The sequence below is a fragment of the Caballeronia jiangsuensis genome (genome assembly GCF_046030135.1).
Taxonomy (GTDB): Bacteria; Pseudomonadota; Gammaproteobacteria; order Burkholderiales; family Burkholderiaceae; genus Caballeronia; species Caballeronia jiangsuensis.
Genome location: NZ_JAQQDB010000066.1, coordinates 1 through 21,637 on the forward strand (window position 1 = coordinate 1; position 21,637 = coordinate 21,637).

Below are 21,637 nucleotides of genomic sequence, written 5' to 3' on the forward strand. Positions count from 1 at the left end.
GCAAAGAAAGTGACCCCCGCCCCGGGGAGGGGCAGTGCTAATAGACCGACACGAAAGCAGGATTCCACGAAACCGCAAGCGAACCAACAAAACACAGGAGCCGCAGAACACCATGAAAAAAATCATCAACCACCCAGAATCCTTCGTCGATGAGATCATCGAATCGCTCCTCCTTGCCCATCCGCAATGGATCAAACCCGCGACTGAAGACCACCGCGCGCTGGTCCGCGCCGACGCTCCAAAACCGGGCCGCGTAGGCATCATCACCGGCGGCGGCTCGGGCCACATGCCGGGCTTCCTCGGCTACGTAGGCGAGGGCCTATGTGGCGGCGTAGCGGTTGGCAACGTATTCTCATCGCCATCGTCGGAGCAGATCTTCGAAGCGACGAAAGCCGTGAACGGCGGCTCCGGCGTGCTCTACGTCTATGGCAACTACGGCGGCGACGTGCTCAACTTCGACCTCGCAGCGGACCTCGCGGAAGCCGAAGGCATCGACATAAAAACGGTCGTGCTCACCGACGATGTCGCCTCCGCACCGAAAGACCGCGCGGACGACCGGCGCGGCGTCGCCGGCATGGTGTTCGCCTTCAAATGCGCGGGCGCGGCCGCCGAACGCGGCGATTCGCTCGACGATGTCGCGCGCATCTGCGCCAAGGCCAACGCGAACTGCCGCACGATGGGCGTCGGCCTCTCGCCCACGATACTGCCCGCAGCCGGCAAGCCCACGTTCACGCTGCCCGAAGGCGAGATGGAGATCGGGATCGGCATTCACGGCGAGCCGGGCACGCATCGCGGCAAGCTCGAATCCGCCGATGCTATCGCCGAACGTCTCACCGGACAAATCATCGGCGATCTCGCCGCGCCGAAAGGTTCACGCGTCGCGCTGCTCGTCAACGGCCTGGGCGCGACGCCGCTCGAAGAGCTCTATCTGCTGTATCGACGTTCGGCAAAGCTCATCGCCGACGAAGGGCTGAAGATCGCGCGCTCGTATGTCGGCGAATACGTGACGAGTCTCGAAATGGCGGGTGCATCGATCACGGTCATGCTGCTCGACGACGAACTCGAAGCGCTGCTCGAAGCGCCCGCGCATTCGCCGTTCTTCCGCGACGGCACCGAGTCCTGAAAGGAGCATGCGATGAGCGTAACCAGCAAGGAACTGCGGGACATCCTCACGCGCGCGCTCGGCGCGCTTCCCGCGCATGCCGATGAACTGCGCGATCTCGACGCGGCGCTCGGCGATGGCGATCTCGGGATCACGGTGCAGTCGGGATCGGCGGCGGTCGTGAAGGCATTGGGCGCGCTGCCCGAAGAAGCAACGCTCAACGAAATCATGCTGGCCGCCGCCAAGGCGTTTTCGACGGCGAATCCCTCGACGTTCGCGGCGCTCGTCGGCGGCGGTCTGCTCGCCGCCGCGAAGACGGTGAAGGACAAGGACGCGATCGGGCGCGACGAAGCGCTCGCGATCGGCCAGGCGGTGGCGGCGCGCATCATCGAGCGCGGCAAGAGTCAGGTCGGCGACAAGACCGTGCTCGATGCGCTCGTGCCGAGTCTCGATGTGCTGGCCGCATCGCAAGGCAGCGCGACGGACACGCTCGACGCGATGATCGCAAAGGCCAGCGAACAAGTCAGCGCGACGGCCACGCTGCAATCGAAAAAGGGCCGCGCGGCGTGGGTGCAGGAGCGCAGCATCGGGCACGCGGACCCCGGCGCGACCGCTTACGTCAGGTTTCTCGAAGCGTTGAGAAACGCGCTTGCGGCATGAATGCAGAGGCGTTCACGCGCGCTTCTTTTGCGGGACGACCTCGCGCTCGCGCCTGCCCGATTGAACGACCTTCAGCTTCTTGCGCGTGAGGGCGAGCGCTTCCGCCTTCGTGGCGACGCACGGCCCCGAGCCGAGCAAGGGCTGACGCGCCGTCTCGCGCAACGCGAGCACGGACACCACGCCGATCACCGATGCCGCCATCAGGTAATACGCGGGCATCATCAGATTGCCGGTCGCATCGACGAGCCATGCCGTGACGAGCGGCGTCGTGCCGCCGAACAGGGACACCGACACATTGAAGCCGATCGCGAGCGCACCGTAACGAATGCGCGTCGGAAAGAGCGCGGGCAGCGCAGAAGGCATCACGCCCGTGAAGGTGGAAAGCAACGCCCCGAGTATCAGCAGGCCGAGGAACACCGGCAGCAGCGCGCCCGTGCGCACCAGCAGAAGCGCGGGAATCGACAGCGCGAAAAGCCCGATGCAGCCGACGAGCATCACCGGCTTGCGGCCGATCAGGTCGGAGAGATGGCCCGCGAAGAGCGTCATCGGGATCATCAGCACCATCACGAGCAGCACGAGAAAGAGCCCGTGCGTTTCGTCGAAATGCAGTGTCGCCGACAGAAAGCTCGGCAGATACGACAGCGCCATATAGTCGGTGACGTTGAAGATCAGCACGAGCCCGACGCATTGCATCATCGGCCTGAACTGCTGCGAGAGAAGCTCGGTGAAGCTTTGCTTCGGTCGCGAGCGTTCATGCGCCTCGCGTGTCTCGGCTTCCTTCTTGAACGCCGGCGTTTCTTCGAGCTTCATCCGAATATAAAGGCCCACGAGACCCAGCGGGCCCGCGATCATGAAGGGTACGCGCCAGCCCCATGACAACAGCGCGTCGTGCGAAAGCATTGCCGTCAGCAGCGCAACCGTGCCCGCGCCGAGGATATAGCCCGCGAGCGTGCCGACTTCGAGAAAGCTGCCGTAGAAGCCGCGCCGCGCATCGGTCGAGAATTCGGCGATGAATGTGGCCGCGCCGCCGTACTCGCCGCCTGTGGAGAAGCCCTGCACGAGACGCGCGACGAGCAGGAGCACGGGCGCGAGAATGCCTATCGAGTGATAGCTCGGAATCAGGCCGATACAGAACGTGCCGGCCGCCATCATGATCATCGTCATGGCGAGCACGCGCTGGCGGCCGATGCGGTCGCCGAGCGGGCCGAACACCATGCCGCCGATCGGGCGCACGAGGAACGCCGCGGCAAACGTGCCGAAGGTCGCGATCAATTGCGCGGAAGGACTGCTCGACGGAAAAAATACTTTGCCCAGCACGACGGCGATATAGCTATAGACGCCGAAGTCGAACCATTCCATCGCATTGCCGAGCGCCATCGCGCCCACGGCACGTTTGAGCAGCGCGTGATCGACGACGGTGATATCGCCCAGCGTGAGATGCGGTGACGATTTGCTGCGGGCATTGCGCTCGTGCGAGGGGCTCAATTGTCTCACTCCTGATTTTCAAGGCGAACACGAAGGACTGCGGTGTGGTCGCGCAGAAGGCCGCCGATGAGGCACGCGGCCCTCGGCATGATGTTTCCAGAGTGTGCGGATCGGGGCGCGCGCATGCCTTCGCTCACGCGTCCGGAACACGGCAGAAAACGACACACGCGCGTTCGTGCTGTCGGATTGCGTCGCACAGGGCAGGCGCCAAGCGTTGGCCGTCATCCGACATGCGCGCGCTTCGACGGCTATCGAGCGTCAGGCGGAACGCCTTTATTTACGGGCCTTTGAGCGGATTGGAGCGATGCGTCCATCGTCATTGGCACAGGCCATGCAATGGATCAGGCGGGCGCGATGCTTTCGGCACGATGATTCGATTCCGGGAACCGTGTTGATCGATCGCGCCTCTTTTTATCGACACATTCACGGGGATTGCCATGAGAGCGAAGACCATCAGCATTCTTCTCGCTGCGAGCGCGGCGCTGTCAGCCGTGCCCGCGTTCGCGGACGATTCCGGCAAGGTCACGCCGGTATCTCACGGCACGACGGCCGTTCATGTGACGCACGCGAAGAACGGCACGCACGATATGCACGATATGCCGGATGCCGCCACCAGTGCGGTCGGTGGCGGCGACGCGTACAAGACGCAGTCGGGCAAGCGCGAAGAGCGCGACAGCATCGATGCGTGGTTTCGCGGAGGCTGATCAGTCGAGCGTGATGCCGTCGAAGCGATGTCCGCCGAGCGGGCTGATCAGATAGCCGTGCACACGCTTCGAGATCGGCTGGAAGATGTTGGCGTGCGCGAGCGGCGTGTACGGCACCTGATCCTTGAAGACCACTTGCGCTTCTTCATAGAGCTTCGTGCGCGCGTTCTGATCGGTGACGAGGCGCGCTTTCGCGAGCAGATCGTCGAACTGCTTGTTGCACCACTTCGCCATGTTGCTTCCGTGGACCGCATCGCAACCGAGCGTGGTGCCGAGCCAGTTGTCGGGATCGCCGTTATCGCCGAGCCAGCCGTAAAGAATCGCGTCGTGCTCGCCGTTCGTCTTCGCGCGCTTGTTGTACTCGGCCCATTCGTACGTGACGATATTCGCCTTCACGCCGATCTTCGCCCAGTCCGATTGAATCAGTTGCGCCATCAGACGCGCGTTCGGGTTATAGCCGCGCTGCACGGGCATCGCCCATAGCGTGATGGTGAAGCCGTTCGGAAAGCCCGCTTCCTTCAGCAGTTCCTTCGCCTTCGCAGGATCGCGCGGCGCGTCCTTCAACGCCTTGTTATAGGACCATTGCGATGGCGGCATCGGGTTGGTCGCCATCGTGGCCGCGCCTTCGTAGACGGTCTTGATGATCGCCTGCTTGTCGATGGCCATGTCGAGCGCGCGGCGCACGTTCACGTTGTCGAGCGGCTTGTGCGTCGTGTTGTAGCCCACGTACGCGACATTGAAGCCGACACCCGACAGCACCGTGAGCTTCGGGTTCTGCTTCGAAGCGCCGATATCGGCGGGGCGCGGAAACGACGTCACCTGGCATTCGCCGCTCGACAGCTTTTGCTGGCGCACGGCGGCATCCGGTGTGATCGAGAAGACGAGTTTGTCGATATGCACGTCCTTCCGGTTCCAGTATGTCGGATTCGCGTCGTAGCGGATCGTCGCATCCTTCTGATAGTCGCGGAATACGAACGCGCCCGTGCCCACCGGTTTCTGATTGAGGTCCTCGGGCTTGTTCTGCTTGAGCAATTGCGCGGCATATTCCGCCGATACGATCGACGCGAATTCCATTGCGATGTTGCGCACGAATACGACATCCGCCGTCTTGAGCGTGAACCGCACGGTGTAGTCGTCGAGCTTCTCCACGGACGCGATGTTCTTGTCATAGCCGAGATCGGTCAGATACGGAAAGCTGACCGGATGCGCCTTCTGAAACGGATCGTTCGGATCGATCATGCGCTTGAACGTGAACACGACATCGTCCGCATTGAAGTCGCGCGTGGGCTTGAACCACGATGTCGATTGAAATTTCACGCCGTGCCGGAGATGAAACGTGAAGGTCTTCGCATCCGGCGCTTCGTCCCACTTCTCCGCAAGACCGGGCACGAGATCGAGCGTGCCGCGTTTGAATTCGACGAGCTGGTCATAGACGGCGTGAGCGCCCGCATCGAAGTCGGTGCTGGTGGTGTACTGCGCGGAATCGAAGCCGGCGGGACTGCCTTCGGAACAGAACACGAGCGTTTTGCTCGCGGCGGACGTGGTTTGCGCGGTGATGGCAAGCGCGGCAGAAAGAGAAACAACAAGGAAACGTCGTGAAAGAAGCATTTTTCTTGTTCGCTCGGAAGAGTGGGCGAGCCGCCTCGCGGCGGGCATGACCCGTACTCTACCAAGCAAACGTCTTTCCTTCCCGCTACATCGAGCGCAACGCGAAGCGTTTGAGCTTGCCCGTTTCGGTGCGCGGCAACGCAGTGAGAAAGGCCACGACGCGCGGATATTTATAAGGCGCGACAGTGCGCTTCACGAAGTCCTGCAATGCGGCGACGAGCGCGTCGTCGCCCGTGAAGCCTGGATTGAGCACGACGAACGCCTTCACCACTTGCCCGCGCGTTTCATCGGGCACGCCGATCACGCCGCATTCCGCAACCGCTTCGTGCTGCATCAGCACGCTTTCCACTTCCGGGCCGGAAATGTTGTAGCCCGCCGATACGATCATGTCGTCGGCGCGCGCCTGATAGAACACGTAGCCGTCTTCATCGATCATGACGGAATCGCCGGGCAGGTTCCAGCCGTCGCGCACGAACTTCGACTGACGCTCGTCGGCGAGATAGCGGCAGCCCGTCGGGCCGCGCACCGCGAGCTTGCCGAGCGTATTGGGCGGCACGGGCTGCATTGCATCGTCGACGGCCTGCACGACGTAGCCCGGCACCGCGCGTCCGATCGCATGCTCGCGCACGTCCGCGCCCGCCGACGAAATGAAGATATGGATCATCTCCGTGCCGCCGATGCCGTCGGTCATCTCGATGCCGCTCGCTTCGCGCCATAGCGTGCGTGTCGAATCGGGCAGCGCTTCGCCCGCGGACACGGTCTTCTTCAGGCTCTTCACGTCGAAGCCCGCGATGAGCGGCGCCATCTGCCGGTAGAAGGTCGGCGCGGTGAACATGATCGTCGCGCGATAACGTTCGACGGTTCGCAGCAGCGTTTCCGGCGTGAGCTTTTCGAGCAATACCGTCGATGCGCCCACGCGCAGCGGAAAGCAGAGCAGGCCGCCGAGCCCGAACGTGAACGCGAGCGGCGGCGTGCCGCAGAACACATCGTCCGATGTGGGTTCAAGGATGTGTCGCGGGAAGAGATCGCACATCGCAAGCACATCGCGATGGAAGTGCATGCAGCCCTTCGGCGCGCCCGTGGTGCCGCTCGTGAACGCGATGAGGCACACGTCGTCGGCGGCGGTATCGCAGGCATCGAATTGATCGGGCATCGCCGCCGCGAGCGATTCGAGCGAACCGGGCGCGTCGTCGTGAAACATGAGAACCCGCGCGAGTCCTTCGCAATGGAACTCGTCGCCCTTCGTCTCGCAGCGCTTCAGTTCTTCGGTCAGGCGCCCATCGCATAACGCCGCCGAAATATGCGCCTTGTCGATGATCTGCTTCAGTTCCTTCGCGCGCAGCAGCGGCATGGTCGGCACGACGACGAGACCCGCCTTCAGCGCCGCGAAGAACGCGACCGCCATCTGCAAGGTATTCGGCCCGCGCAGCAGCACGCGGTTGCCCGGACGCAAGCCCATTTCATCGACGAGCACATGCGCGCTGCGATTCACGAGCACGCGCAACTCGCGATAACTCGTCGCATGCGGTTCGCCGTTTCGCTCGGACCAGATCGCGGGACGATCGCCGTAGCCGCGTTCGATTGCGCGATCCAGCAACTCGGTCGCGCAATTGAAGCGGGCGGGATAGGCGACATCCGCGTTGTCGAGCATGAACACCGGCCATTGTTCCTGCGGCGGCAGATGATCGCGCGCGAATGTATCGACGTGTGCTGACCGTTCCATCGTGCTCTCCGCTTAGTCGGGGATGACAGCCGTTGCTTCGATTTCCACCAGCGCGTCGTCTTCGATGAGCGCGACGACCTGCACCGCGCTCATCGCGATGTCGTAGTCGCCGATCAGCTCGCGAAACGCCGCGCCGATTTCCTTCGCCGCCGCGAGATAGGCGCGCTTGTCGGTCACATACCACGTCATGCGCACGAGATGCGCGGGCTGGCCGCCCGCTTCGCGCAGAACGGCCACGACATTGCGCAGCGCCTGCACGGCCTGCGCGCCGAACTCGCGGCTGACGAAGCGCGCCTCTTCGTCCCAGCCGATCTGCCCGGCGATATACACCTGCGTGCCGCGCACCGCGACGCCGTTCGCGTAGCCGCGCGGCTTGATCCAGCCCGAAGGCAGAAGGGTCTTTTTCATGAGCGTGTCTCCTCGTTCAATGCGCGGCTCGTGCCCGGCGCGAAATGTTCGATGGCGCGGGCAATATCGCCGGGAATGTCGATCGAGCGGCCATCGTCGAGCGATGTCGTGACCAGAACCTGCTTCGCGCGAAAACGCACTTCGCCCTCGCAATGACAGACGATATCGATACGGATCGAGCGCTGTCCGACGGAATCGACGGCAAGCGTGAGCGTCACCGTCTCACCCATGCGGCTCGGTCGCGAGAACTCGCAATTGAGCTTGACGATGGGCAGCCCGATGCGGCGCGCGGAGATCATCCGCGCATAGTCGATGCCGAGCGCGTCGTTGAACCAGTCCTCGACGAGCGCGTTCGTCATCACGAGGTATTGCGGAAAATAGACGATGCCCGCCGGGTCGCAATGCGCGAAGCGGATGCGCATCGGCATGTCGAAGGTGCGTGTCATCGTTGACGTTCTCCATGCGCTTTCAGCAAGTCTCGTCCGACGATCAGTTGCTGCACTTCCGTCGCGCCCTCATAGATGCGCAACGCGCGAATCTCGCGATACAGCGATTCGACCGCCATGCCGCGTGTCACGCCGAGGCCGCCCCATAACTGCACGGCGGCGTCGATGACCTGTTGCGCGCCTTCGCTCGCGTGCCACTTCGCCATGGCCGCTTCGCGCGTGACGCTTTCGCCCTGATCGCGCAGCCACGCGGCGCGATAGACGAGCAGCGCGCTCGTGTCGATGGTCAGCGCCATCTGCGCGAGCTTGGCCTGCGTCAGTTGAAAATCGCCGAGCGTCTGGCCGAACATCTTGCGCGACGCGGCGCGATCTAGGCCTTCCTGCATCGCGCGGCGTGCAAAGCCCAGCGACGCCGCCGCAACGGACGTGCGGAAAATATCGAGCGTGCGCATCGCGATCTTGAAGCCTTCGCCCGGCGCGCCGAGCATCTGGCTGCGCGGCACGCGTGCGTTATCGAAATGCAGGCGCGCGAGCGGATGCGGCGCGATCACGTCGATGCGTTCCGCGATCTGCAATCCCGGCGTATCCGCATCGACGATAAACGCGCTGATGCCGCGAGCGCCCGGCGCTTCGCCGGTGCGCGCGAACACCACGTAGAAATCCGCGATGCCGCCGTTCGAGATCCAGGTCTTGTCGCCGTTCAGCACGTAACTGTCGCCATCGACGCGCGCATCGAGCGATATCGCCGCGACATCCGAGCCTGCTTCCGGCTCGGACAACGCGAACGCGGCCAACGCCGTGCCGTTCGCGACGCGCGGCAGATAGCGCGCCTTCTGTTCGTCGGTGCCGGCGAGCGAGATCGCGCCGGAGCCGAGCCCCTGCATCGCGAAGGCGAAGTCCGCGAGGCCGTCGTGCTTCGCGAGCGTTTCGCGCAGCAGACACACGGCGCGCGTATCGATCGTGTCGTTCGATGCGCCGTATTGCGTTCCGCCGATGCAATGCCTGAGCCAGCCCGCGTCGCCCAGCATGCGCACGAGGCGCTTGCAGGACGCGTCGGTATCGGCGTGATCGACGTGCTTCAGATGCGCGTTTGCCCATGCATCGAGATTGCGCGCGAGTTCGCGATGGCGTTCATCGAAGAAGGGCCACGCGAGCGCGCCGTGCAGATCGACGTTCATTCAGTCTCCTTCGAACACGGGCCGCGTCTTCGCGGCGAATGCGCGATAGGCGCGTTCGAAATCGCGCGTGCTCATGCAGATGGCCTGCGCCTGCGCTTCCGATTCGATCGCCTCGTCGATGCTCATGCTCCATTCCTGATGCAGCATCTTCTTCGTGATGCCATGCGCGAAGGTCGGGCCCGCGACGAGTTCGGATGCGAGCTTCGCGGCTTCGTCGAGCAGGGTTTCGGGCGTGCAGAGCCGGTTGTAGAAGCCCCATTGATAGCCTTCGTCGCCGCTCGCGGAGCGGCCCGTGAAGAGCAGTTCGGACGCGCGTCCCTGGCCGATGATGCGCGGCAGGATCGAGCACGCGCCCATGTCGCAACCGGCGAGGCCGACGCGTGCGAAGAGGAACGCGAGCTTGCTGCGCGCGGTGCCAAGACGCATGTCGGACGCCATCGCGAGGATCGCGCCCGCGCCCGCGCAGACGCCATCGACGGCGGCGACGATCGGCTGCGGGCAATGCCGCATCGCCTTGACGAGATCGCCGGTCATGCGCGTGAAGAGCAGCAACTCGGGCATCGGCAGATCGATGAGCGGCGCGATGATTTCATGCACGTCGCCGCCGGAACAGAAGTTATCGCCCGCACCGTGAATCACGACGGCTTTCACATCGGTCGCATAGGCGAGCTGTCGGAACAGGTCGCGCAACTCCGCATACGATTCGAACGTCAGCGGGTTCTTCCGCTCGGGCCGGTTCAGCATGATGGTCGCGACGCCGTCGGTCACGGACCAGCCGAAGTGCGTCGCGCGATAGTCCGCGAGCGTGGTGCGGTTGCCGGCGAGAAGCGCGTCGGCGGCGGATGAGGTCATCGCTGTCTCCTTCAGTCCTTTAGCGTATTCATCAGATGCTGCTTGAGCTTGCCGAGCCGCTGATGCGTCTGCGATTTCTCGTTCAGTTCGAGGCCGCCGAACATTTCGACGACCCATTGCTCGTGCGCGGTCGCCATCTTGTCGAATGCGGTGCGGCCTTGCGGCGTGAGGCGCACGCTGGTCGAGCGGCGATCGTTCGGATCGGTATAGCGCGAGACGAGCCCTTCCTTTTCGAGCTGATCCGTGATGCCTGTCACGTTGCCGCCGGTGACCATCATGCGGCGCGATAGCTCGGTCATCTTCAGCCCTTCCGGATGACGTTCGAGCTGCGCCATCAGATCGAAACGCGGCAAGGTCGTATCGAACTCCGTGCGCAGGCGCTTGCGCAATTCGGCTTGCACGAGGTTCGTCGTCGTGAGCATGCGCAGCCACAGGCGCAGTCCCATGTGGCTGTCGGCGCCCGTGCTCATTTCCAGATCGACGACGTTGTCCGCCGGCTTCTCGATGCCCTTGCGCGGCGTTTTCTGCTCGGTCGCGGCGGTCGCTTTCTTGTTGCGTGCGGCTTGGGTCACGTGACTTCTCCACCTGATACCGAAATGGACTGGCCGTTCATCGCGTCGGAACCGGGTGCGCACAGCCATAGCACGGCGTTGGCGACTTCTTCCGGCTGCACGAAACGGCGTTGCGGGTTGTGGCGCACGAGCGCGTCGCGTGCGTCCTGTTCGCTGCGCGAGGTCTTCGACATGATCTGATCGAGCGATGCGCGCAGCAGTTCTGTTTCGGTGTAGCCGGGGCACACCGCGTTGACGGTCACGCCTTTGGTCGCGACTTCGAGCGCGAGCGCGCGCGTGAGACCGATGACGCCGTGCTTCGCCGCGCAATACGCGGCGACATACGCATAGCCGACTTGCCCCGCCGTGCTCGCGACATTCACGATGCGGCCATAGCCGCGTTCGAGCATCGAAGGCAGCACGGCGCGCGTGCAGAGAAACACGCCCGTGAGGTTCACGTCGAGCATGCGTTGCCAGAGCGCGGCGTCGGTATGCGTGAAGGGCGCGGCTTGCGCATGGCCCGCGTTGTTGACGAGGATGTCGACGGCACCGACGCGAGAGAACGCTTCTTCGACGGCGGCTTCGTTCGTGACATCAACGCTCACGCACGCGACATCGCCATGAGCGCGCATCGCGTCGCGTTGCGCTTCGAGGCGCGCGAGATCGCGGCCCATCAGCGTGATGCGCGCGCCCGCCCGTGCGAGCGCCTCCGCGCACGATGCGCCGATGCCGCTGCCGCCGCCCGTGATGACCGCGTGTTTATCAGCGATAGCCGTCATGATCAGACCGTTCCTTCGGCGCGTTGCGCGCGTTCTTGCGGCGTAAGGCGCGCGTTGTCGGCGGCGAGCGCGCGTTCGCGTTCCAGATTGCGTTCGAGTTGCGATTTGGCGGCGGCATACTGCTTCGGCCACGCGACATTGAAGTAACCGATCTTCGCGGCTTCGTTCAGCGTCCACGATGGATTCGCGAGATGCGGACGCGCCACCGCGCAGAGATCCGCGCGTCCCGCCGCGATGATGCTGTTCACGTGATCCGCTTCCGATATCGCACCGACGGCGATCGTCGCGATACCCGCTTCGTTACGGATGCGATCGGCGAACGGCGTCTGGAACATGCGGCCGTACACGGGCTTTTCCTGCTTGCTGACCTGTCCCGACGACACGTCGATCATGTCCGCGCCCGCCGCCTTGAACGCGCGTGCGATCTCGACTGCATCGTCGGGCGTCGTGCCGCCATCGACCCAGTCGTGCGCGGAAATGCGAACGGACATCGGCTTGTCTTGCGGCCATGCCGCGCGCATCGCCGCGAATACTTCGAGCGGATAGCGCAGACGATTTTCGAGCGAGCCGCCGTATTGGTCGGCGCGCTGGTTCGTCAGCGGCGAGAGGAAGCTCGACAGGAAATAGCCGTGCGCGCAGTGCAATTCGAGCCAGTCGAAGCCCGCTTGCGCCGCCATCTCGGTGGCGCGCACGAATTGCGCTTCGATCTCGCGCAGTTCTTCCTGCGACGCCTCGCGCGACCATTGGCTCACGCCTTGCAGATACTGTTGCGGCGAAGCGGACACGAGCGGCCAGTTGCCATCTTCAAGCGGCTGATCGATGCCTTCCCAACTCACGCGCGTCGATGCCTTCGCGCCCGCATGTCCGATCTGCATGCCGATCTTCGCATCCGATTGCGCGTGCACGAAATCGACGATGCGCGTCCACGCGGCAAGATGCTCCGGCGCGTACATGCCGGGGCATCCCGGCGTGATGCGCGCTTCGGGCGACACGCACGTCATCTCCGTCATCACGAGCGCGGCGCCGCCCATCGCGCGCGCGCCGAGATGCATCAGGTGATAGTCGCCCGCGACGCCATCGACGGCGGAGTACTGCGCCATCGGCGATACGACCACGCGATTCTTCAGCGTGACGCCGCGCAGCTTGAACGGCGTGAACATCGGCGGCACGGAACGTTGCTGTGCATCGCGTTCGATACCCGCACGCGCGGCGAGCCAGTCTTCGAATGCGGCGAGATAGCGCGCATCGCGTTCGCGTAGATTTTCATGCGAGATGCGCTGCGAGCGCGTGAGCAGCGAGTACGCGAACTGCTCCGGTTCGAAGGCCGCGTAACGGTCCACATGCTCGAACCATTCCGTCGAATTGCGTGCGGCGTTCTGAATGCGCAGCACATCGACGCTGCGCACCTGCGTGTAATGCGCGAGCGCGCCTTCGAGATCGCCGCTCTGTTTTGCAAATGCGGTATCGATGGTGTTCGCGAGTTCGATCGCGTCTTCGAGCGCGAGCTTCGTGCCGGAACCGATCGAGAAGTGCGCGGTATGCGCCGCATCGCCCATTAGCACGACAGGCGTGCGCTTGCCGTTCGCGCCATCGCGCCAATGCACCCATTCGCGATTCACGACGCGCGGGAAGCGAATCCATTGCGCCGAGCCGCGCAAGTGCGTGGCGTTCGACATCAGCGCGTGGCCGTCGAGATACTTCGCGAAGAGCTTTTCACAGAATGCGATGCCGTCTTCCTTGCTCATGTCGGCGAGGCCGGCCGCGCGCCATACGCGCTCGGGTGCTTCGACGATGAACGTCGATGTGTTGTCGTCGAAACGATAGGCATGCGCCTGGAACCAGCCCCATTCGGTCTTTTCGAATGCGAACGTGAAGGCCTCGAAGCACTTGTTCGTGCCGAGCCACACGAAGCGGCAATCGCGCATATCGATGTCGGGCTGATAGGTCGATGCGTATTTCTGCCGGACCGCGCTATTCGCGCCGTCGCTCGCGATGATGAGGTCGGCGTCGTATTCGTCGTCGTTCACGACATGCGTTTCGAACACGAGCTTCACGCCGAGTTCTTCGCAACGCGCTTGCAGAATGTTCAGCAGACGTTTGCGGCCGATGCCACAGAAGCCATGACCCGACGAGCGGATCGTGCGGCCGCCGATATGCACTTCGATATCGTCCCAGTGATTGAACGCATCGAGGATGGCGTCGGCGCTTTGCGGGTCCGCCGCGCGCAGGTTGCCGAGCGTCTGGTCGGAGAACACGACGCCCCAGCCGAACGTGTCATACGGCCGGTTGCGCTCGACGACGGTGATGTCGTAGCCAGGGTGGCGGTGCTTCATCAAAAGCCCGAAATACAGGCCCGCCGGGCCTCCGCCAATGCAGACGATGCGCATGCTCGCTCTCCGACCGTTGTCTTCTCACATCGATAATTTAGGTTTAGATAGTTTAGATGTCAAGTAAATAGTCGATCGAACGAACGTGCGAAAGATGTCAGTGGAATCATCGATCCTCGGGGATGACCTGCAACAGCGGTTCGGGCGACACGGCGATCGCGCCCGAGAACGGGCGATCGTGCGAAAGGATCAGCAACACGGTGGTCGCGAGGCACGCGCAAAACAAGCCGATCGCGATGGCGGACGTCAAACGGTTCTCGCCATGAATCAGCGCGATCGCGAAGACGAGGCAGGCGGCGAGAATGCCAAGGCATAGCCACTTGATGCCGCTGACCTCGGAGCGGCTCACCAGAATGCGCTGGCGACGGGCTTCGAGCGCCTGTTCGAGAGACACCGCCACCTGGTGCTGTGCGGTCTGTTGTCCGGGCGTGTTCGCCGGCAACGAGAGCGCGAACTGCATCGCTTGGTTCAGCGTGGGCGGGCTGATCTTCAGCGTGACCACGCCTTGCGCCATCGAAGTCCATTCGGTCGTCGCCGTGTATTCGATGTATTCGCGCACCAGTTTGCGCAGTTGCGCTTGCGCGTCGTCCGGGAAAACCGCGGACAGAACGACGACGGAGCGAAGCGCGCCGGCTTCCGTATCGACCGCGGCGTTGGCCTGCGACGTATCGTTCCAGACTTGGGCGGCGGTGAAGGCGATGAGCAGGCCGAAGATGACGCCGATCGGCGAAAGCAGGCCGGGAGAAAGCGCGATGAACGACCGCCGATGCGCGCTTGCCGCAAGCCGGCCAGCCACGACATGGATCGCCGCTCCCGCGATGCCGACCACGCCGAAAACGACGAGCGTCATTTCCCATAACGGAAGGTTATGCAACCAGGTACTCGTCATCGGGACGTGCTCCGTGGCTGAACGGAAAGCACATTTAAGCACAAGCGGGATTGGTTTAGCGGTGCGCCTTATTAGAACGCGCCCGTGCGCACTTCGCCGTCGCGGATATAGCGAGTGATGATCACGCCGCCAGGCGTCTGCGTCGAATGCGCAAGCGTGAAGGCGGATACCAGCGCGTCGTCGCTGAAGAGGCGCTTGCCGCGTCCCAGCATGACGGGGTAAATCAGAAGGCAAAGCTCGTCGATGAGACCGGCCGCGAGCAGTTGACGCACCATGTCGCCGCTTCCGAACGTCAGCAGATCGGCGCCATTCGCTTGTTTAAGCCCGCGCACCGCGTCGGCGAGACTGCCTTGCAGCGCGTGACTGTGCTGCCAGTCGAGATCATCGGGCCGATGCGTGGCGACGTGCTTGGCGACACGGTTGAACACGTCGGCGATGGCGCGGCTCTTCGAATCGGCCGGAACGTGCGGCCAGTGCGACGCGAAGATGTCGTAAGTACGGCGCCCGAGCAGCAGATCGAAGGGCTGCGCGAGCAGGCTTTGCACGTGCTGGCCGATGGCTTCGTCGGCATAAGGCACGATCCAGCCACCCAGACGGAATTCGCCGCTGGTATCTTCGGTCGGGCCGCCGGGGGCCTGAATCACGCCATCCAGACTCATGAAAGCCGAAACGATGAGCTTGCGCATATGTGTTCTCCATGTCGACGGACTCGATCGGTCCATCTAGACGACGAGCGACTCGCGGGTAAATCGACAACGCTCATGCGCTACAAAACCAGTGCCGCTCAACTCGATTCGCCCGGCATGTTGCCAATCCGCCGGCCCAGTTCGTCGGCGCGTCGCCAGACCGCCTGCATCAGCACCATCGCGCTTCTCGACGGCGGCGAGAACTTCGAATAGACGAACGTCGATACCATCTCCAGATCTTCGACGAGCGGCCGCACGATGCAGTCGATCCCCCCGGTCGCGTATTCATCGACGATGGCGAGCCCGAGTCCGCCGCGCACGAGCGCGAGTGCCTGATCGGCGCGCGTCACGTCGACCGCCGACGTCAGTTCGACATCGGCCTGCTGGCACGCCCGCGCGATCATGGTGCCGAACGGAATGTCGCGCCTGAACAGGATCATCGGTTCGTCCTTCAGGTCCGCGAGCGCGATTCTCTCGCGCGCGGCGAATGGGTGATCCGGCGGCAGCACGCATACCATCCGTCCGCGCATGAACGGCACGACTTCAAGATGCTCGTGCTCGATCGGCAGCGAGGTCACCGCCACTTCGACGCTCTTGCTCAGCACTTCCAGCGGCATGTCGGCCATGAGCGTCGTATGCCAGTCGACTCTGAGCCCCGGCAACTGCCGTTTCAGTTCGACGATGGCGGGCGCGACGACGGCCGGCGCGAGCGACGGGCTGCACGCGATACGCAACAGGCTTGCCGGGCCGAGCGCGAGCGCCCGCGCGAATTCATCGACGCGCAGCGCCGACTGATAGACCTGCTCGACTTCGCGAAACAGCGCCTGCGCCTCGGCGGTCGGAATGAGGCGGCCCTTCGCGCGCTCGAAGAGGCGCAGTCCCAGCGTGGTCTCGGTATGCGCGACGAGCTTGCTGACAGCCGGTTGCGACACATACAGCATTTTCGACGCGGCATTGATCGAGCCCGTCAGCATGACCGCGCGAAACACCTCCATCTGCCGCAGCTTGAAGCGCATCGTTTCTCCGGCTGCCCGTCGCGGGCGATTAACCAAAGGTTATAGGGTAGCCGAAACTCGGCATACGACAGCCCACGGCCAACTCACTAGTATTTCCAGGACGCGTCGGGCCTTTGCCACGGCGGCGCGCAGACCGGAAAACGTTGGACGGAGACACGATGAACCAGACCCACTCGCCTCGCGCGATCGGCGCGCAAGCCGCCGCGGCGGCGCCGGCCGCGACGCGCACCCGCGCGCGCTTCGGCATCCTCGCGCTGCTCGCGATCGGCACGATGATCAACTACCTCGATCGCAGCGTCGCCGGGATCGCCGCGCCCGGCATGAGCCACGAACTGGGCCTGACGCCGGCGCTGATGGGCGTGATCTTCTCCGCGTTTTCGTGGACCTACACCGCGTCGCAGATTCCGGGCGGCGTGATGCTCGACCGCATCGGCACGCGCTGGACGTATTTCTTCGCGCTGACGCTGTGGTCGCTGTTCACCGGTCTGCAAGGACTCGCGACGGGCTTCGTCTCGCTTTTGATCATGCGGCTCCTGATCGGCATTGCGGAGGCGCCGTGCTTTCCGACCAACAGCCGCGTCGTCGCGATATGGTTTCCGCAGAGCGAGCGCGCCCGCGCGACGGGCGTCTACACGTTCGCGGAGTATGTCGGTCTCGCGTTTCTGAGCCCGCTGCTTTTCTGGATCGATCATCGCTATGGATGGCGTGCGCTGTTCGGCATCGTCGGCGCGGTCGGCATTGTGTTCGGCGCGATCTGGCTCATGCGCTTTCGCGAACCGCACGAGTCGAAACGGGCGAATCGCGCCGAGCTCGACTACATCGCGAGCGGCGGCGGCGTGGTCGACGGCAGCCAGCAGGCGACGCGCTTTCGCTGGTCCGATATCGCCGCGCTCCTGCGCCGCCGCAGCATGCTCGGCATCTGCATCGGCCAGTTCGCGTGCAATTCGACCAACGTGTTTTTCCTGACGTGGTTTCCGACTTATCTCGTCACCGAACGCCACATGCCGTGGCTGAAGGTCGGCATGGTCGCGGTGCTGCCGTTCATCGCCGCGTCGGTCGGGACGCTCGCGGGCGGCTGGATTTCCGATGCGATGCTGCGTCGCGGCATCTCGCTGAACTGGTCGCGCAAGCTGCCGGTGATCGCCGGGCTCGTCGCCGCATCGAGCATCGTGCTGGCGAATTACGTCGATTCGATCACCGTCGTGATCGCGATCCTGTGCGTTGCGTACTTCGCGCAGGGAATGTCGGCGCTCGCCTGGATGATCGTCTCCGATATCGCGCCGAAGGGCCTGCTGGGCCTGAGCGGCGGCATCTTCAACCTGTTCGCGAATGCGGCCGGCATCGTCACGCCGCTCGTGGTCGGGTTGATCGTCAACGCGACAGGCTCGTTCGTGTACGCGCTCGCCTTCATCTCGGCCGTGACGCTGCTCGGGGCGCTCTCGTATGTGTTCGTCGTCGGCGATATCAGGCGGATCGAATTCGCGGGCTCCGCTTCTTCCTCCATCTGAAGACCTCAAGGAAATCATTGCAATGAGTCACTCTCTCGACGGCCGCATCGCCATCGTGACGGGCGCGGCGCGCGGGATCGGCCTCGGCATCGCCCAGAAGCTCAAGGCCGACGGCGCGCGCGTCGCGATCTGGGACCTCGATGTCGCCAACTGCGATGCGCGGCGTCTCGGCTTCGAAGCCGATCATCTGCAGGAGGTCGATGTCGCATCGCACGAATCGGTCGGGCGCGCGTTCGAGGCGACCGTCGCGGCGCTCGGGCATATCGACATTCTCGTCAACAACGCGGGCATCAACGGGCCGGTCGCGCCGAGCTGGGAATATCCGGTCGATGCGTGGCAGCGTGTGCTCAACGTCGATCTGAACAGCGTGTTCTACTGTTGCCGCGCCGCCATCCCGCATATGCGCGCGAGGGGCGGCGGGCGTATCGTCAATGTCGCGTCGATCGCCGGGAAGGAGGGCGTGCAGTACATCTCGGCGTATTCCGCCGCGAAAGCGGGCGTGATCGCGTTCACGAAGTCGGCCGCGAAGGAACTGGCGCGCGACAACGTGCTGATCAACTGCGTCGCGCCCGCGATGGTCGAGACGGAGCTGTTCCACGAGATGTCGGAGCAGCACATCGAGGCGAGCAAGGCGAAGATTCCGATGGGCCGCTTCCTGCAGATCGACGAAGTCGGCGCGATGGTGAGCTGGATCGCGAGTCCCGCGTGCAGCTTCACGACGGGCTTCACCTTCGACCTTACCGGCGGGAGGGCCACGTATTGAAGGCCGCTCCGCTTCTGGCGCGGCCTCTCGCGGTCGCGCATCTGACCGCGCTGGATGTTGCGCCCGTGCCGTGGGTCCGGCTCGCCGCGCGTGCGGGTTTCGATGCGGTCGGTCTGCGCATGCATCCGGCGGTGCCGGGCGGCGTCGCATATCCGATGGCGTCCGGCTCCGCGGCGCTCCATGAATTGCGGGACGCGCTCGCGGGCGAAGGCATCGCGGTACATGACGTCGAATTCATTCCCGTCGTGCCGGCGCTCGATCCCGCTTCGTTTGCGTCGCTCTTCGAAGCGGCGGCGTCGCTCGGCGCGCGTTGCGTGAACGTATCGGGCGACGATCCGGACGAGGGCCGGCTCGCCGCCAATCTCGCCGCGCTGGCCGAACTCGGCCGTCCGTTCGGCTTGCGCATCGATCTGGAATTCATGCGCTGGCGGCATGTCGGCTCGCTCGCGCAAGCTCGTGAGATGATCGCGCGGGTCGGTCATCCGAATCTCGCGGTGCTCGTCGACGCGCTGCATCTGTCGCGCTCGGGCGGCACGCCGGACGATATCGCGAGGACGCCGCGCGGCTGGATCGGTTCCGCGCAACTGTGCGATGCGCGCGCCGCGCTTCCTGCCAGCGACGACGATGCGATCCGCGAAGCGCGCACCGATCGCCTGCCGCCCGGCGACGGCGCGCTGCCGCTCGACGCGCTGCTGCGCGCGTTGCCTGCGGATGTGGCGCTGAGCGTGGAGATGCCGTATCCGTCGCTGCCCGCCGACGCGCGGCTTGAGCTTGCGTACGGCGCGGCGCGGCGAGTGTTCGACGGGCTCGGCGTCGTGTCGGTCTGAATGGGGAACAGAGATGAGCGTATTCGAAGAAGACAAGATCGACTGCCACTGCCACGTGTTCGATCCCGCGCGCTTTCCGTATCGGGAAGACACGCCGTATCGGCCGGTGCAGCAGGAAATCGGCACGGCCGCGCAGTTCGTCCGGGTGATGGATGCGTACGGCGTGCGGCATGCACTGCTCGTCGGTCCGACGAGCGGCTACCGGACCGACAACCGATGCCTGCTCGATGCACTGGAGACATACGAAGGACGCCTGCGCGGCATCGCCGTGGTCGATGACGACATATCGCGCAACGAGCTTGCGGCGCTGCATCGCGCGGGCGTGGCCGGCGTCGCGTTCAACCCGGCGATGGAAGGCGTCGATGCCGTGCTCGGCGCGGGCGCGCTCTTCGCGTCGCTCGCGGACCTCGGGATGGTCGCGCAGATCCAGGTAACCGGTGACCAGATGGTCGCGCTCGAATCCTGGCTGTCGCGGCAGGCGGCGCCGATCATGATCGATCACGGCGGGCGGCCCGACATCGGCGCGGGTATCGCGCAGCCCGGCTTTCAGGCGCTGCTGCGGCTCGCGGACAGCGGCCGCGCGAGCGTCAAGCTGTCGGGCTGGCAGAAGTACTCGGCGCGCGCGCATCCGTACGAGGACGCGTGGCCGTATGCGCAGGCGCTGCTACGCGCGTTCGGGCCGCAAAACTGCGTCTGGGGTTCGGACTGGCCGTTCCTTCGGGCACCGGAGCGGCTGGATTATGGGCCGCTGCTGACGCTGTTCGAGCAGATCGTGCCCGATGCGCAAGTCCGTCGACAGATTCAATGGGAGACGCCGCGCCGTATTTTCGGTTTCGGCGCGTAGGCGAACGGGCACTGTCGCAATCAGTGCCCCAGCCCGCTCGCCGCGATCTGCTGCTCGACGTACTGCGCGAAGAGAGCGTGCATGCGCGTCGTCGGATGGAGATCGTCGGCGAACATGTAAGTCTGGTCCGCGTTCGACGAGACGTAAGTCGCTCGTGAGCAGAGCAGCGACGTGTCGTGCGGTGTTTTCGACGGATCACATGCCTGACCCGTGTTGGACACGGTGAAGCCATTGGCCTGAAAGTTCGCGATGGTCTGCGTCGTCCAGGCGTAGGAGTCGATCACGATGACCTTGCCCTGCAGACCGTTCGATTGCAGGGCGGAGTTCAGCGTCGCGTTGAAGAGCTGCGACAGTTGCGTGAAGTTGCCGCCGCCATCCGACGACTTGATGCCATCGGGTGAAAGTCCGATGTTCGGCACGTTGACCACCACGACATGCACGCCCCCGCTCAGCACGATCTGCGCGACTTGTTGCGCGAGCGTGGTCGCCGCGGTCTGCACGGTCGTGTTCGCGGCGGGCGGACTGCCCGCGCGCAACACGTCGTTGGCGCCGGCCCACACGAGCACGAGCTGGTTCGAATTGAAACTGCCGTGCGACGACAGATAGCTCGAAATCTGCTGAGTGACCGGCATCTCGACGTTGCCGATCACGTCCGTCAGGAACTGATTCTGATCGGCCGGCGTGGCGACCGTGGCGCCGCCTTGCGCGTAGCCCAATCCGCTTTGGGCCTTCAGTTCGTGCCCGAGGTCGATCGTGAACGCCGCGGTGAGCGTGTCGCCGTAATACTGCGCGACGTCCTGGGACCATACCTGTCCGGGATTCGTCGTGAAACGTCCGCCGCCGACCACGCCCGCGATCGGCTGATACGTCCCGACGTCCGACAGACTGTCTCCGAACGCCACGACCTGCAACTTGACGCCGCCCGCGGGCGCCGAAGAACTGCTTCCGCCCGAGTCGCCGCTGCTGCCGCCGCATGCGGTAAGCAGTGCAATCAGGATGGCAGAAATTGCGTGGCGAATGCCGGGGGTGATTCGGGTATGACGCATCATTCCTCCGTGCCAGCCCCGGCCGGGGCGGGATTGCCCGCGATGGCGGTTCGTCGTCGGCCGCGCGTGAGTGGCGGTCTGGAACATCGGTAAGCAAGAAAGATGCGCCTCGCGTGTTTCCCGTGGCGAATCGGCTACCATTGGCCGACGACGGCTCGTTCGAAACACTGCTGCG

General features: G+C 64.2%; 21 protein-coding genes. 7 read left to right on the forward strand and 14 right to left on the reverse strand.

Annotated elements, in window-relative coordinates; translation table 11 throughout:
- Positions 1 to 112 precede the first annotated feature (112 nt).
- Positions 113 to 1,123, forward strand: a complete 1,011-nt coding sequence (locus PQR08_RS36805) for a dihydroxyacetone kinase subunit DhaK (RefSeq protein WP_250485822.1) — start codon at positions 113 to 115, stop codon at positions 1,121 to 1,123.
- A 12-nt stretch (positions 1,124 to 1,135) separates the two neighbouring features.
- Positions 1,136 to 1,762, forward strand: coding sequence for a DAK2 domain-containing protein (locus tag PQR08_RS36810; protein ID WP_250485823.1), 627 nt, complete (start codon positions 1,136 to 1,138; stop codon positions 1,760 to 1,762).
- Between the two features lie 12 nt (positions 1,763 to 1,774).
- On the opposite strand, the gene proP is transcribed toward PQR08_RS36810, so the two are convergent.
- Positions 1,775 to 3,247: a glycine betaine/L-proline transporter ProP gene (proP, locus tag PQR08_RS36815; RefSeq protein WP_250485824.1), complete on the reverse strand. Its 1,473-nt coding sequence runs from the start codon at positions 3,245 to 3,247 to the stop codon at positions 1,775 to 1,777.
- 437 nt (positions 3,248 to 3,684) lie between these two features.
- On the opposite strand from proP, the gene PQR08_RS36820 reads away from it, so the two are divergent.
- On the forward strand, positions 3,685 to 3,951 hold the full coding sequence (locus PQR08_RS36820; protein WP_238210631.1) for a hypothetical protein: 267 nt from the start codon (positions 3,685 to 3,687) through the stop codon (positions 3,949 to 3,951).
- Here the strand turns inward: PQR08_RS36820 and PQR08_RS36825 are convergent, their stop codons facing one another.
- The 12 genes from PQR08_RS36825 to PQR08_RS36880 all read right to left on the reverse strand — a co-directional run bounded on the left by PQR08_RS36825 (position 3,952) and on the right by PQR08_RS36880 (position 16,474).
- Positions 3,952 to 5,559 (reverse strand): ABC transporter substrate-binding protein, encoded by a 1,608-nt coding sequence (locus PQR08_RS36825; RefSeq protein ID WP_250485825.1) that lies wholly within the window; start codon positions 5,557 to 5,559, stop codon positions 3,952 to 3,954. It lies immediately after the preceding gene.
- Between the two features lie 85 nt (positions 5,560 to 5,644).
- A complete protein-coding gene (locus tag PQR08_RS36830) occupies positions 5,645 to 7,282 on the reverse strand; it encodes an AMP-binding protein (protein ID WP_250485826.1) in 1,638 nt (545 codons plus the stop codon).
- Between the two features lie 12 nt (positions 7,283 to 7,294).
- Entirely contained in the window at positions 7,295 to 7,690 is a 396-nt protein-coding gene (locus PQR08_RS36835; RefSeq protein WP_250485827.1) for a RidA family protein, read from the reverse strand.
- A complete protein-coding gene (locus PQR08_RS36840; protein WP_238210627.1) occupies positions 7,687 to 8,136 on the reverse strand; it encodes an acyl-CoA thioesterase in 450 nt (149 codons plus the stop codon). The genes PQR08_RS36835 and PQR08_RS36840 overlap by 4 nt, the downstream gene beginning before the upstream one ends.
- A complete protein-coding gene (locus PQR08_RS36845) occupies positions 8,133 to 9,314 on the reverse strand; it encodes an acyl-CoA dehydrogenase family protein (protein WP_250485828.1) in 1,182 nt (393 codons plus the stop codon). Before PQR08_RS36845 ends, PQR08_RS36840 begins: the two co-directional genes overlap by 4 nt.
- The gene (locus PQR08_RS36850; protein WP_250485829.1) at positions 9,315 to 10,166 is read right to left on the reverse strand and encodes an enoyl-CoA hydratase family protein; all 852 of its coding nucleotides are present in this window, start codon (positions 10,164 to 10,166) and stop codon (positions 9,315 to 9,317) included.
- Between the two features lie 11 nt (positions 10,167 to 10,177).
- Positions 10,178 to 10,738: a MarR family winged helix-turn-helix transcriptional regulator gene (locus PQR08_RS36855; protein ID WP_238210624.1), complete on the reverse strand. Its 561-nt coding sequence runs from the start codon at positions 10,736 to 10,738 to the stop codon at positions 10,178 to 10,180.
- Complete coding sequence (locus PQR08_RS36860; protein ID WP_250485830.1) at positions 10,735 to 11,496, reverse strand: SDR family NAD(P)-dependent oxidoreductase; 762 nt, start codon at positions 11,494 to 11,496, stop codon at positions 10,735 to 10,737. The genes PQR08_RS36855 and PQR08_RS36860 overlap by 4 nt, the downstream gene beginning before the upstream one ends.
- A 2-nt stretch (positions 11,497 to 11,498) precedes the next feature.
- Positions 11,499 to 13,883, reverse strand: a complete 2,385-nt coding sequence (locus tag PQR08_RS36865) for a bifunctional salicylyl-CoA 5-hydroxylase/oxidoreductase (protein ID WP_250485831.1) — start codon at positions 13,881 to 13,883, stop codon at positions 11,499 to 11,501.
- 106 nt (positions 13,884 to 13,989) lie between these two features.
- Complete coding sequence (locus PQR08_RS36870) at positions 13,990 to 14,772, reverse strand: bestrophin-like domain (RefSeq protein ID WP_250485832.1); 783 nt, start codon at positions 14,770 to 14,772, stop codon at positions 13,990 to 13,992.
- A gap of 71 nt (positions 14,773 to 14,843) precedes the next feature.
- The gene (locus PQR08_RS36875; protein WP_250485833.1) at positions 14,844 to 15,458 is read right to left on the reverse strand and encodes a dihydrofolate reductase family protein; all 615 of its coding nucleotides are present in this window, start codon (positions 15,456 to 15,458) and stop codon (positions 14,844 to 14,846) included.
- Positions 15,459 to 15,556: 98 nt separating this feature from the next.
- A complete protein-coding gene (locus PQR08_RS36880) occupies positions 15,557 to 16,474 on the reverse strand; it encodes a LysR family transcriptional regulator (protein WP_238290002.1) in 918 nt (305 codons plus the stop codon).
- Positions 16,475 to 16,632: 158 nt separating this feature from the next.
- Between PQR08_RS36880 and PQR08_RS36885 the strand changes: the two genes are divergently transcribed.
- From PQR08_RS36885 to PQR08_RS36900, 4 genes are read left to right on the forward strand one after another with little or no spacing between them, the layout of a single operon-like run.
- Positions 16,633 to 17,982 carry an MFS transporter gene (locus tag PQR08_RS36885; RefSeq protein ID WP_035502039.1) on the forward strand — a complete coding sequence of 450 codons (1,350 nt, stop codon included), beginning with the start codon at positions 16,633 to 16,635 and terminating at the stop codon, positions 17,980 to 17,982.
- 22 nt (positions 17,983 to 18,004) lie between these two features.
- Positions 18,005 to 18,745 (forward strand): SDR family NAD(P)-dependent oxidoreductase, encoded by a 741-nt coding sequence (locus PQR08_RS36890; RefSeq protein ID WP_250485835.1) that lies wholly within the window; start codon positions 18,005 to 18,007, stop codon positions 18,743 to 18,745.
- Positions 18,742 to 19,572: a sugar phosphate isomerase/epimerase family protein gene (locus PQR08_RS36895; RefSeq protein ID WP_250485836.1), complete on the forward strand. Its 831-nt coding sequence runs from the start codon at positions 18,742 to 18,744 to the stop codon at positions 19,570 to 19,572. The genes PQR08_RS36890 and PQR08_RS36895 overlap by 4 nt, the downstream gene beginning before the upstream one ends.
- A gap of 13 nt (positions 19,573 to 19,585) precedes the next feature.
- Positions 19,586 to 20,416, forward strand: coding sequence for an amidohydrolase family protein (locus tag PQR08_RS36900; RefSeq protein ID WP_250485837.1), 831 nt, complete (start codon positions 19,586 to 19,588; stop codon positions 20,414 to 20,416).
- Positions 20,417 to 20,436: 20 nt separating this feature from the next.
- Here PQR08_RS36900 and PQR08_RS36905 read toward each other — a convergent pair whose 3' ends face one another.
- The gene (locus PQR08_RS36905; protein WP_408164186.1) at positions 20,437 to 21,462 is read right to left on the reverse strand and encodes an SGNH/GDSL hydrolase family protein; all 1,026 of its coding nucleotides are present in this window, start codon (positions 21,460 to 21,462) and stop codon (positions 20,437 to 20,439) included.
- Positions 21,463 to 21,637 lie beyond the last annotated feature (175 nt).

What these genes read in the sequence shown, in the direction of transcription:
- PQR08_RS36905 (WP_408164186.1), bottom strand. Translation starts at nt 21,462, where the DNA reads ATGCGTCATACCCGAATCACCCCCGGCATTCGCCACGCAATTTCTGCC.
- PQR08_RS36805 (WP_250485822.1), top strand. Translation starts at nt 113, where the DNA reads ATGAAAAAAATCATCAACCACCCAGAATCCTTCGTCGATGAGATCATC.
- PQR08_RS36870 (WP_250485832.1), bottom strand. Translation starts at nt 14,772, where the DNA reads ATGACGAGTACCTGGTTGCATAACCTTCCGTTATGGGAAATGACGCTC.
- PQR08_RS36835 (WP_250485827.1), bottom strand. Translation starts at nt 7,690, where the DNA reads ATGAAAAAGACCCTTCTGCCTTCGGGCTGGATCAAGCCGCGCGGCTAC.
- PQR08_RS36875 (WP_250485833.1), bottom strand. Translation starts at nt 15,458, where the DNA reads ATGCGCAAGCTCATCGTTTCGGCTTTCATGAGTCTGGATGGCGTGATT.
- PQR08_RS36820 (WP_238210631.1), top strand. Translation starts at nt 3,685, where the DNA reads ATGAGAGCGAAGACCATCAGCATTCTTCTCGCTGCGAGCGCGGCGCTG.
- PQR08_RS36810 (WP_250485823.1), top strand. Translation starts at nt 1,136, where the DNA reads ATGAGCGTAACCAGCAAGGAACTGCGGGACATCCTCACGCGCGCGCTC.
- PQR08_RS36840 (WP_238210627.1), bottom strand. Translation starts at nt 8,136, where the DNA reads ATGACACGCACCTTCGACATGCCGATGCGCATCCGCTTCGCGCATTGC.
- PQR08_RS36865 (WP_250485831.1), bottom strand. Translation starts at nt 13,883, where the DNA reads ATGCGCATCGTCTGCATTGGCGGAGGCCCGGCGGGCCTGTATTTCGGG.
- PQR08_RS36860 (WP_250485830.1), bottom strand. Translation starts at nt 11,496, where the DNA reads ATGACGGCTATCGCTGATAAACACGCGGTCATCACGGGCGGCGGCAGC.
- PQR08_RS36880 (WP_238290002.1), bottom strand. Translation starts at nt 16,474, where the DNA reads ATGCGCTTCAAGCTGCGGCAGATGGAGGTGTTTCGCGCGGTCATGCTG.
- PQR08_RS36885 (WP_035502039.1), top strand. Translation starts at nt 16,633, where the DNA reads ATGAACCAGACCCACTCGCCTCGCGCGATCGGCGCGCAAGCCGCCGCG.
- PQR08_RS36900 (WP_250485837.1), top strand. Translation starts at nt 19,586, where the DNA reads ATGAGCGTATTCGAAGAAGACAAGATCGACTGCCACTGCCACGTGTTC.
- PQR08_RS36830 (WP_250485826.1), bottom strand. Translation starts at nt 7,282, where the DNA reads ATGGAACGGTCAGCACACGTCGATACATTCGCGCGCGATCATCTGCCG.
- PQR08_RS36825 (WP_250485825.1), bottom strand. Translation starts at nt 5,559, where the DNA reads ATGCTTCTTTCACGACGTTTCCTTGTTGTTTCTCTTTCTGCCGCGCTT.
- PQR08_RS36845 (WP_250485828.1), bottom strand. Translation starts at nt 9,314, where the DNA reads ATGAACGTCGATCTGCACGGCGCGCTCGCGTGGCCCTTCTTCGATGAA.
- PQR08_RS36850 (WP_250485829.1), bottom strand. Translation starts at nt 10,166, where the DNA reads ATGACCTCATCCGCCGCCGACGCGCTTCTCGCCGGCAACCGCACCACG.
- PQR08_RS36890 (WP_250485835.1), top strand. Translation starts at nt 18,005, where the DNA reads ATGAGTCACTCTCTCGACGGCCGCATCGCCATCGTGACGGGCGCGGCG.